This is a genomic window from Nocardioides sp., assembly GCF_004803405.1.
Lineage (GTDB): Bacteria > Actinomycetota > Actinomycetes > Propionibacteriales > Nocardioidaceae > Nocardioides > Nocardioides vastitatis.
This window is the reverse complement of the sequence record NZ_SSXI01000104.1, coordinates 1-10,589: the sequence shown is the minus strand read 5'-3', so window position 1 is coordinate 10,589 and position 10,589 is coordinate 1. Positions and strand designations below refer to the sequence as shown.

The window sequence follows — 10,589 nt, the reverse complement described above, 5'->3', positions numbered from 1 at the left end:
ACCCGATCCAGCACGGCGACCTGGTCTGCGGCCAGTGCGGCATCGGCAACAAGCCCACCCGCAAGTTCTGCCGCCGCTGTGGCACGACCCTCGCCGAGGCCGAGGTGGCCAGGCTCGGCTGGTGGCGTCGCTGGCGCGCCAAGCGCACGGTCAAGGAGGCCGGCACCCGTCCGAAGCGGGCCAGGACCGGTGGCTTCCGGCCGCGCGTGCCCACCAGGCTGCTCGCGCTGCTCGCGATCCTGGGCGTGGTCGGCATCGGCGGCTACGCCTTGCGCAGCTACGCCATCGACGGCTACGACACCGTCCGCGACCGGATCGCCGGGACCGAGGAGATCAACCCGACCGCGATCGAGGCGACCAGCAGCCAGCGCGGCCACGGCCCCGAGGAGGCCCGCGACGGCGTCTCCAACGAGTACTGGGCGCCGGCGAAGGCCGGGGACGGCCGCGGCGAGAAGCTCACCATGCGGTTCGAGACGCCGGTCCGGCTCGTCTACGTCCTGGTCACACCGGGCATCTCCGCCGAGGACGAGGAGCTGTTCCTGACCCAGGGCCGCCCGGCCGAGCTGAACGCCGTGGTCAGGCGCAGCGACGGGACGGTCGAGGTCGAGGAGCTCGAGCTGGAGGACAGGATCGGACCCGCGAGGTTCGGGATCGGCGTCAGCGACGTCGTCGAGATCACCTTCGAGATCCGCCGGGCCTACCAGGGCACCGGGCCGGCCAGCCGCACGGCCATCGCCGAGGTGGAGTTCCAGGCGCGCAAGTGAGCGCCGCCCGGCGGCGTGCCGTGGGGGCACGCCGCCGCGCGGCCGCCTCCGGTCGCGATTGGCGGGCGGGGCGCCGTCCGGCGTAGGCTGGGGACACCGGTCCGTCCTGGACCGGAATTCGCTCGTCCGCAGACCACGACGGAACCACTCCGGTCCCGATCACCCGTGGGCGTCGATCCTCAGTCCGCCGCAGGCGGTCGGGTCGCGCGCGGTCGACAGGACCAACTGAAAACCACACAGGAGAACCATCATGGCTGTCGTGACCATGCGCCAGCTCCTCGAGAGCGGCGTCCACTTCGGACACCAGACCCGTCGCTGGAACCCGAAGATGAAGCGATTCATCCTCACGGACCGCAACGGCATCTACATCATCGACCTGCAGCAGTCGCTGGCCTACATCGACCGCAGCTACGCCTTCATCAAGGAGACCGTGGCCAAGGGCGGGACGATCATGTTCGTCGGCACCAAGAAGCAGGCCCAGGAGGCGATCGCCGAGCAGGCGACCCGCGTCGGCATGCCCTACGTCAACCAGCGCTGGCTGGGCGGCATGCTCACCAACTTCCAGACCGTGCACCAGCGGATCAACCGCCTCAAGGAGCTCGACGAGATCGACTTCGAGGACGTGGCCGGCTCCGGTCGCACCAAGAAGGAGCTCCTGCAGATGAAGCGGGAGCGCGACAAGCTCGACAAGACCCTCGGCGGCATCCGCGAGATGGGCCGCACCCCGTCCGCGGTGTGGATCGTCGACACCAACAAGGAGCACCTGGCTGTCGAGGAGGCCCGCAAGCTGCGGATCCCGATCATCGCCATCCTCGACTCCAACTGCGACCCCGACCTGGTCGACTTCCCGATCCCGGGCAACGACGACGCCATCCGTGCCGTCGGCCTGCTCACCCGCGTCGTCGCCGACGCCGTGGCCGAGGGCCTGATGTCCCGCTCCGGCGCCGGCTCGGCCGAGAGCCCCGCCGCCGAGGAGCCCCTCGCCGAGTGGGAGCGCGAGCTGCTCGAGGGTGACGCCACGGCCAAGGACGCCGAGGCTCCGAAGTCGGACGGCGCCGAGGCCACCGAGGACGCTCCTGCGGCCGAGGCGACGGTTGCCCCCACCGAGGCCGCCGAGGCCCCGGCTGACGAGGCGGCGGCTGCTGAGGCCGACGCTGCTGCTGTCGAGGCCCCCGCCGACGCTCCGGCCGAGGCCTGAGCCTCCGCCACCTGTTCGACATCGGGCAGCGTGCCGCTCCGGCGGCACGCTGCCCTCACGACTGATCTGAGGGAGATCCCATGGCTTTCACTGCCGCTGACGTCAAGAAGCTCCGTGAGCTCACCAGCGCGGGCATGATGGACTGCAAGAAGGCGCTCGACGAGACCGACGGCGACTTCGACAAGGCCGTCGAGCTGCTGCGCGTCAAGGGTGCCGCCAAGGCCGCCGCCCGCGGCGCCGAGCGCGAGACCTCCGCCGGCCTGGTGGCCAACGCCGGCGGTGCGCTGATCGAGCTCCGCTCCGAGACCGACTTCGTCGCCAAGAACGACGACTTCATCGCGACCGCCCAGAAGATCGCCGAGGCGGTCGACCAGGGCAAGGCGACCGACGTCGAGGCGGCCAAGGCGCTGCCGCTCGGCGAGAGCACGGTCGGCCAGGTCGTCGAGAACCTCGCGATCACCATCGGCGAGAAGATCGAGCTCGGCAACGTCGCCTACTTCGACGGCCAGACCACGGTCTACCTGCACAAGCGTGCCGCCGACCTGCCGCCCGCCGTCGGCGTCCTCGTCGAGTACGACGGTGACGAGGCCGCCGCCCGCGGCGCCGCGATGCAGGTGGCCGCCCTCAAGGCGCAGTACCTCACCCGCGACGAGGTTCCGGCCGACATCGTCGCCGCCGAGAAGGACGTCCTCACCAAGAAGACGCTCGAGGAGGGCAAGCCCGAGGCTGCCGTCACCAAGATCGTCGAGGGCCGCCTCGGCGGGTTCTTCAAGGAGATCGTGCTCCTCGAGCAGGAGTCGGTCAGCGAGAGCAAGAAGACCGTCAAGGCCGTGCTCGACGCTGCCGGCACCACCGTGAAGCGGTTCGCCCGCTTCGAGGTCGGCGCCTGAGAGCGCACCACCCAGCAGCACGACCATGCAGCGTGAGTACGGCGACGCCGTACTCACGCTGCTGCGTCGTGGCGCGCGGCGGCGTGATCGCCCGCGGTGACGAGCGCAGTGAGCGACCCGGTAACCTCGGCGTCGGCGGATGAACCACGATGGAAGGACCCCGGTGACCGGCTACAAGCGAGTCCTCCTGAAGCTCTCTGGTGAGGTGTTCGGAGGTGGTCAGGTCGGCCTGGACCTCGACGTGATCAACACCGTCGCCCACGAGATCGCGGACGTGGCGCGCACGGGCGTGGAGGTCGCGATCGTGGTCGGCGGCGGCAACTTCTTCCGTGGCGCCGAGCTGCAGCAGCGCGGCATGGAGCGCGCTCGCGCCGACTACATGGGGATGCTGGGCACCGTGATGAACTGCCTGGCCCTGCAGGACCTGATCGAGAAGAACGGCGTCGAGACCCGCGTCCAGACCGCGATCACGATGGGTCAGGTCGCCGAGCCCTACATCCCGCGCCGCGCCATCCGGCACATGGAGAAGGGGCGGGTCGTGATCTTCGGCGCCGGCGCAGGCATGCCGTTCTTCTCCACCGACACGGTCGCCGCGCAGCGCGCGCTCGAGACCAAGTGCGAGGTCATCCTGATGGGCAAGCAGGGCGTCGACGGCGTCTACGACGCCGACCCGAAGACCAACCCCGACGCCGTTCAGTTCGAGCGGCTGACGTACGACGAGTACCTCGCGCGCGACCTCAAGGTGGCCGACGCGACGGCGATCAGCCTCGCCCGCGACAACTACCTCGACATGGTCTTCTTCAACCTCTCGACACCCGGCACGATCGCCCGTGCCGTCAAGGGTGAGAAGATCGGGACCACGGTCTCGGTGACCTGACCCTGCCCGACCGTACCCAGCACCTACCGCAGAGCAGCCAGGAGCGAGCCGTGATCAACGACATCCTCAATGAGGCCGACCAGAAGATGGGCAAGTCGGTCGACGCGACCCGTGAGGAGTTCGCGGCCATCCGCGCCGGCCGCGCGCACCCGAGCATGTTCGCCAAGATCATGGTCGACTACTACGGCACGCCGACGCCGCTCCAGCAGCTGGCGTCCTTCACGGCGCCCGAGGCCCGGATCATCCTGGTCCAGCCCTACGACGTGGGTGCGATCGCCAACGTCGAGAAGGCGATCCGCGACTCCGACCTGGGCGTCAACCCCTCCAGCGACGGCAAGCAGCTGCGCTGTGTGTTCCCCGAGCTCACCGAGGAGCGACGCAAGGACTTCATCAAGCTCGCCAAGGAGAAGTCCGAGGGGGGCCGCGTCGCGGTGCGCCAGGTGCGGCAGAAGGCCAAGCAGAACCTGGAGAAGCTCGAGAAGGACGGCGAGGTCGGCAAGGACGACGTCACCGGCGCCGAGAAGCGGCTCGACGCGCTGACCAAGAAGCACACCGACGCGATCGACGAGATGTTCAAGAACAAGGAAGCCGAGCTGCTCGAGGTCTGAGACCCGAGCGCCGCCACCGATGACCGAGACCCCGCCGGCGTCCGACGCTGCCCCGAAGAAGGACCACGGGCGCGCCGGCCGCGACCTGAAGGCCGCCATCGCGTCCGCCGTCGTGCTGCTGGCCGCGGTCGCCGCGTCCCTGCTGTTCTGGAAGCCCGCCTTCATGGCGATCGTGGCGATCGCCGTGGTCGTGGCGGTCTGGGAGCTGCGCAAGGGCCTGCTGGCCAAGGACATCGACCTGCCCGAGCAGCCGCTGATGGTCGGCGGCGTGGTGATGGTCGTCGTGGCCTACCTGTACGGCTCCGCCGCGCTGGTGACCGCGACCGCGGTGTCCGCGCTGGTGATCATGCTGTGGTTGCTGCGCCGGGGGGTGGACGGCTACGTCAAGAACGCCACCGCCTCGGTCTTCGCGCTGATCTACCTGCCGTTCCTCGGGTCGTTCGTGGCGTTGATGCTCGCCGAGGGCGGTCGCACCGGGGGCGGCCTGGACGATCCCGGCGTGAAGGGCATCATCACCTTCATCCTGGTCACCATCGCCTCCGACATCGGGGGATACTTCGCGGGCGTGCTGTTCGGCAAGCACCCGATGGCCCCGGTCATCTCGCCGAAGAAGTCCTGGGAGGGCTTCGCGGGCTCCCTCGCGGCCACGGTCGCCGCAGGCTGGGCCCTGGTGGTGTACCTGCTCGAGGGCGAGTGGTGGATCGGCATCTGCCTGGGCCTGATCGCGGTGGTGATGGCCACGCTGGGCGACCTGTGCGAGTCGGTCATCAAGCGCGACCTGGGCATCAAGGACATGAGCCAGGTGATCCCCGGCCACGGCGGCCTGATGGACCGGCTGGACTCGCTGCTCGCCACGATCGCACCGATCTGGCTGCTGCTGCACTACGCCGTCTTCACCTGATCCGCTCCTCCGCGAGCACCTCGCCGAGCAGGCCGACGGCCGCTTTCAGCTGGTCGTCGGTGAGGTACGGCGCCGGGCCCAGCCGCAGGTAGCGCCCGCGGCTGTCCGTCAGCACCCCCCGGCGTCGCAGCGCCGCCCGGAGCCGGCCCGCGTGCGGGGTGTGCAGGGTGAGGAACCCGCCGAACCCGTCGGGCGGTGTCTCCCGGTCCCGCGTGATCGCAGGGTCGGGCGCACCGAGGTCGTCGAACGCCGCGGCGAGGACGCCCCGCTGGTGGAGCGAGACCTCGCGGAGGAGCTCGGGGGTCAGCCCCCGCTCCTCGAAGAAGTCCAGCACGCGCGCCGCCCGGTAGTGGCTCGTCGGGTCGTACGTCGACCCGGCGAACCGAGCCGCACCGGCGGCGTAGGGGAGCCGGTCGGGCGAGCCGGCGCCGTGGCTGAGGTCCCCGAACTCGGCGTACCAGCCGGTGACCACCGGCCGCATCCGGTCCGCCTGCGGGGGAAGCCGCAGGAAGCAGTTGCCCTCGCCGAGCTGGAGGTACTTGTACCCGCCGCCGACGACCCAGGCGCGCTCCAGGCCCAGGTCCGCGATCGAGAACGGCAGGACCCCCAGATGGTGGTAGGCGTCGACGAGCAGCTCGACGCCGACCCGCTCGCAGCGGGCGGCCAGCTCTGACAGGTGGGGGACCCGCCACGACGTCTCGAACAGCACCGACGAGACGAGTACCGCAGCCGTCCGGTCGTCGACTGCCGCGGACATCCGCTCGACGAGAGTGGTGACCGGTGCGGTCGGCACCCGGACCACGTCGACGCCCTCCTCGGCGAGCCTGGCCAGCTGCCGCCGCGCGGAGTGGAACTCGCCGTCGGTCGTCACCAGCCGCGGCCGGTTCCGCAGGTCCAGCGCGGACAGGAGACGGACGACGAGCTCGTGCGTGCTCGCGCCCAGTGCGATCTCGGCCTCGGGGTCCCCGAGCAGCCGCCTGAACCCGGCCCGTAGGACGTCCGCCTTGCCGAGTGCCCGCTCCCACTTGTCGTCGACCTCGGCAGCCGCGTCGTCGTACGCCTCCAGCTGCCCTCGCGCAGCGACGTCCGGCCACGCCTGGTGCGAGTGCCCGGTCAGCAGGAGCCGCTCGGCGACCCGGAAGCGGGAGTAGTGCGGTGCGAGCGCGTTCGACGGCCCGGTGAGGTCGTCGAGCCTGGTCACATCTGGCTCCGGATGGCCCACAGGTCGGGGAACGCCGACCGGGTCACCGTGGTCCACAGGTAGCTGGCGCCGGCGGAGCCACCGGTGCCCATCTTGGCGCCGATGGTGCGCTCGACCATCTTCACGTGCCGGTACCGCCACTCCTGGAGGCCCTCGTCGAGGTCGACCAGTCGCTCCGCGACCTGGGCCGCGCCCGCGTCGTCGCCGTAGGCGGCCAGCAGGACGCGCTGCACGTCCTCCGACGGCTCCCACGGCGCGGTGAGGTCGCGCTCCAGGGCCGCGGCCGGGACGTCGTACCCCTGGGTGCGCAGATAGCGGAGGAAGGAGTCGAGCAGAGACGGCCGGGCCATCGCGGCGGCGATCCGGTCCCGTCCGGGGGTGCCTTCGGGGTAGTGCTCGAAGACTCGCCGGTCGCGGCGGCCGAGCGCCGCCTCCAGCTCGCGGAACTGCTCGGACTGGAATCCGCTCGAGGCGTCGAGGCGCCCGCGGAAACTCGTGAACTCCCGTGGGGTCATCGTCTCGAGCACGTCGACCTGGGCGACGATGACCTTCAGGATCGTCAGGACCCGTCGCAGCGTGTGCAGGGCGTGGGGCGTGTCACCGGCCTCCAGATGGACCTGCAACCCGCCGATCTCGTGCAGGAGCTGCTTGAACCACAGCTCGTAGACCTGATGGATGACGATGAAGAGCAACTCGTCGTGCTCGTCGGAGCGGGGGTGCTGCGCGGCGAGGAGGTCGTCGAGGGCGAGATAGCTGCTGTAGGTCAGCGAGGGGTGCTGGTCGGTCACCCCTCCACTGTCACAGAGCGAGCGGAACGGCCGCCACAACCGGCCCACCGCGCCGTCGTCGAGGAGGCGGCCGGCGCGGTCCGCGCGCCCGCCGAACCGGCGGTGGCGGCCGAATCGGTGAGAGGAACACCTCACGGATACGATCGGCGGGACATGGAACAGGCAATCGAGCGCCCCGACGAGGCGACTGGCCGGGGGCGGCGACCCGACTGGTTCCACCGCGGCCATCCGGTGTTCTTCCCGCTCGCCGGGTTCTTCACCGGCATGGTCTCGATCATCGTGGTCCCCGGGCTGTACGCCGCGATCGTCAAGTGGGTCGCCGGCTACGAACGTGCCGAGGCGCTGTTTCCCTTCGTGCTGCTCCTCCTCGTCGTGCCGATCGGCCTGCTGGTGCCGCACCGGACCCGCAGGTTCGCGCGTTACATGGTGCTCGGGATGCTCACCACACTGATCGTGGTGGTCGGCGTCGCCGCCGCCGTGCTGTGGTTCCTGCTCCGGCGCGACGGGTGACCGGCGCCGGCTCCGCGGGTTAGGACTCCGCTCGCCCGGATGGGAGAATCGCGGGGATGACCGACCAGCCGGCGACCGGGCCACGGCCGCTTCCTCTCGTCCTCGCGGAGCCGCGTGGACGCAAGAAGCCTCCCCGCCACTTGGCCGACCTCACCCCGCAAAAGCGCAAGGAGCTCCTGGTGGAGATGGGGCTTCCCGGGTTCCGGGCCAAGCAGGTCGCCACCCACTACTTCTCGAGGCTCGCCGACGGGCCCGAGCAGATGACCGACCTCCCGGCCGCGCAGCGCGCGGAGCTGGTCGAGACGCTGCTGCCGGACCTGATGACGCCGCTGCGCACGCTCGAGGCCGACCGGGGCGCCACCCGCAAGACGCTGTGGCGGCTGTTCGACGGTGCGCTCGTGGAGTCGGTGCTGATGCGCTACCCCGGCCGCGTCACGATGTGCGTCTCCAGCCAGGCCGGCTGCGGCATGGCCTGCCCGTTCTGCGCCACCGGTCAGGGCGGGCTGCAGCGCAACATGTCCACCGCCGAGATCGTCGAGCAGGTGCTCGCCGGCGCCCGGTCGCTGCACCGCGGAGAGGTGCCCGGTGGCGAGGGTCGCGTCAACAACGTGGTCTTCATGGGCATGGGCGAGCCGCTGGCGAACTACAAGGCCGTGATCGGCGCCGTACGACGCCTCACCGAGCCGGCTCCTGACGGCTACGGGATGTCCGCCCGCGGCATCACCGTCTCCACGGTCGGCCTGGTGCCCCGGATCCGGCAGCTCGCCGACGAGGGCATCCCGGTCACTCTCGCGCTCAGCCTCCACGCGCCCGACGACGAGCTGCGCAACGAGCTGGTCCCGATCAACACGAAGTTCTCCGTGGCCGAGACCGTGGACGCTGCGTACGGCTACTTCGAGAAGACCGGACGACGGGTCTCCATCGAGTACGCCATGATGCGCGGCATCAACGACCAGGCGTGGCGAGCGGACCTGCTCGCCGACGTGCTCAACGAGCGGGAGCGGGGCTGGGTGCACGTGAACCTGATCCCGCTCAACCCCACACCGGGCTCGAAGTGGACCGCCTCCGACCCCGCCGACGAGCGCGAGTTCGTCCGGCGGCTCGAGGCGAAGGGCGTGCCGACCACCGTCCGGGACACCCGCGGCCAGGAGATCGACGGCGCCTGCGGCCAGCTGGCGGCCGCTCCCTGACGTCCGGCCTCGCCTGACGCTCAGGCCAGCGGATTCGCGACCAGCAGCTCCACGTTGCGGTCGGCCGGCGTACCTGCTCCCTTGCTGTGGTCGTGCCAGTCGTTGGCGGACAGCTCACGCGCCAGGCTCGCCAGCTGGGTCGGATTGCTCACGTTCCCGTTGTACGACGCCGGCGCGGCGTGGTCGACCATGGTGGCGAAGATCGACAGGGTGCCATCGGTGTTGTCGGCCACCTCGATCACCCGCGCCTGCTGCGGCCAGTCGATGTGCGAGGCGGTGGTGATCTCCCAGAGGCCACCGCCGTCCGGCCGGCGACGCGGCGTGATCGTGTTGGCGTGGGTGTGCCCGTTGACCCACGCGATCACCTGCGGATGGGCGAGCAGCGTGTGGAGCACGGCGGGGCCGTAGATCCGCGGTTCCGGGTCCCCACCGGTGCCGACGAACGGGTTCTCCATGCTGGCTGAGGGATGGTGGCTGAAGACCAGCACCACCTTGTCGGCGGAGCGCGCGAGCAGGTCCGAGAGCCACAGGAACTGGGTCAGGTCAAGCGAGCCGTCGTAGTAGCCGTTGGGGTTGACGGTGTCCATCACGACGAACCGGAACTCACCGCGGTCGAAGGTGTAGTAGGCCGTGCCCCGGTCGAGGTTGTCCTGGGTGAAGCCGTGGCCGGTCGGCGCGCCGCCGAGCTCGAAGTGCTGCTGCACCACCTGCTTACGCGTCAGCAGCGTCCGGTCCGGATCGGGGGTGACCAGCCGCACGCCGGGGTTCAGGGGGCTGCTCAGGAGCCTGGTGAGCAGCCCGACGGGGTCCTCGGCGAGCTCGTCGAGCAGCGCGTTGGGGTGTGCGCCGGCCGGCGGTGAGATCACCTTCAGGCCGCCCTGCGCCAGCAGGTCGAGCTGCATCGTGGCGGCCGGGAAGTTGCCCTGCACCAGGCCGTCGTGGTTGCCGAAGACCGAGTACCAGGGCATGGCCAGGCCCTTCGCCTTGAAGGGGTTCCGGGCGGCGTCGAGGAGACCCGGCACGACGGGGAACCCGAACTCCTGCCGGGGACGGTCGACGGGCGTGCCGAGGGGGTTGCCGTGGGGGTGCCAGTAGGCCGGGTCGTAGCTGTCCCGGTGACCGTCGGCGACGCCCTCGTACCTGGTGCGGTCGCCGGAGTCGGGGTGGACCCAGGCGCCGTTCAGGATCTCGATGTTCCAGCGGACCTCGTTGAGCTGGGAGTTGTCGGAGTTGTCGCCGGTCTGGATGGCCAGCGCGAGCGGCTGTCCGGTGACCGGTCCGCTCGCGACCTCGTTGATCGCCCGCACCATGGAGTCCGACACCTGCGCGGTGAGCATCTCCTGCGCACGGTAGGCCGAGGTGAAGAGCCCGCTGGCCGGCAGTGCGCCGGGGTCGTCGAACCGGTCGGTCCACTCCACCCGCAGCGGGGACTGGGCGTCCACGATGTGCACGTCGCTGAGCTGGACGAAAGCCAGCAGGCCCTGCCTGCTGCTGGCGCGACCCGGCTGCGCGGGGACACCGAGCTCGGTGCGCGTCAGGTGCGGCTCGCCCGCGGTGCGGACCACGGGCCGGTAGCCGGCGGCGTTCCGTGCGCCCACCTCGTACCTGGTCCGGAGCGTGGCGACGCTGGCGGTGGCGGTGGCGGTGGCGGTGGAGGACGTG

General features: G+C 70.6%; 11 protein-coding genes. 8 read left to right on the top strand and 3 right to left on the bottom strand.

Annotated features, from left to right (window positions below; translation table 11 throughout):
• The 6 genes from E7Z54_RS23050 to E7Z54_RS07805 all read left to right on the top strand — a co-directional run.
• Positions 1–764, top strand: a 764-nt coding sequence (locus E7Z54_RS23050) for a zinc ribbon domain-containing protein (RefSeq protein ID WP_168798218.1), incomplete at its 5' end; no start/stop codon positions are given.
• Positions 765–1,014: 250 nt separating this feature from the next.
• A complete protein-coding gene (gene rpsB / locus E7Z54_RS07825; RefSeq protein ID WP_136432578.1) occupies positions 1,015–1,962 on the top strand; it encodes a 30S ribosomal protein S2 in 948 nt (315 codons plus the stop codon).
• Positions 1,963–2,042: 80 nt separating this feature from the next.
• A complete protein-coding gene (gene tsf / locus E7Z54_RS07820) occupies positions 2,043–2,852 on the top strand; it encodes a translation elongation factor Ts (protein ID WP_136432576.1) in 810 nt (269 codons plus the stop codon).
• A 163-nt stretch (positions 2,853–3,015) separates the two neighbouring features.
• On the top strand, positions 3,016–3,729 hold the full coding sequence (gene pyrH, locus E7Z54_RS07815; protein ID WP_240769576.1) for a UMP kinase: 714 nt from the start codon (positions 3,016–3,018) through the stop codon (positions 3,727–3,729).
• Positions 3,730–3,782: 53 nt separating this feature from the next.
• The gene (frr, locus tag E7Z54_RS07810; protein WP_206056067.1) at positions 3,783–4,337 is read left to right on the top strand and encodes a ribosome recycling factor; all 555 of its coding nucleotides are present in this window, start codon (positions 3,783–3,785) and stop codon (positions 4,335–4,337) included.
• 19 nt (positions 4,338–4,356) lie between these two features.
• Complete coding sequence (locus E7Z54_RS07805; RefSeq protein WP_136432570.1) at positions 4,357–5,238, top strand: phosphatidate cytidylyltransferase; 882 nt, start codon at positions 4,357–4,359, stop codon at positions 5,236–5,238.
• Here E7Z54_RS07805 and E7Z54_RS07800 read toward each other — a convergent pair.
• Entirely contained in the window at positions 5,231–6,439 is a 1,209-nt protein-coding gene (locus E7Z54_RS07800; protein WP_136432568.1) for a kynureninase, read from the bottom strand. The genes E7Z54_RS07805 and E7Z54_RS07800 overlap by 8 nt on opposite strands.
• The gene (locus E7Z54_RS07795) at positions 6,436–7,227 is read right to left on the bottom strand and encodes a tryptophan 2,3-dioxygenase (RefSeq protein WP_240769575.1); all 792 of its coding nucleotides are present in this window, start codon (positions 7,225–7,227) and stop codon (positions 6,436–6,438) included. Before E7Z54_RS07795 ends, E7Z54_RS07800 begins: the two co-directional genes overlap by 4 nt.
• 153 nt (positions 7,228–7,380) lie before the next feature.
• On the opposite strand from E7Z54_RS07795, the gene E7Z54_RS07790 reads away from it, so the two are divergent.
• Both E7Z54_RS07790 and rlmN read left to right on the top strand, forming a co-directional pair.
• Positions 7,381–7,737, top strand: coding sequence for a hypothetical protein (locus E7Z54_RS07790; protein WP_136432565.1), 357 nt, complete (start codon positions 7,381–7,383; stop codon positions 7,735–7,737).
• Between the two features lie 56 nt (positions 7,738–7,793).
• Positions 7,794–8,927 carry a 23S rRNA (adenine(2503)-C(2))-methyltransferase RlmN gene (gene rlmN, locus E7Z54_RS07785; protein ID WP_136432563.1) on the top strand — a complete coding sequence of 378 codons (1,134 nt, stop codon included), beginning with the start codon at positions 7,794–7,796 and terminating at the stop codon, positions 8,925–8,927.
• Between the two features lie 20 nt (positions 8,928–8,947).
• On the opposite strand, the gene E7Z54_RS07780 is transcribed toward rlmN, so the two are convergent.
• A partial coding sequence (locus E7Z54_RS07780) for a TIGR03767 family metallophosphoesterase (RefSeq protein ID WP_136432562.1) occupies positions 8,948–10,589 on the bottom strand: 1,642 nt, incomplete at its 5' end.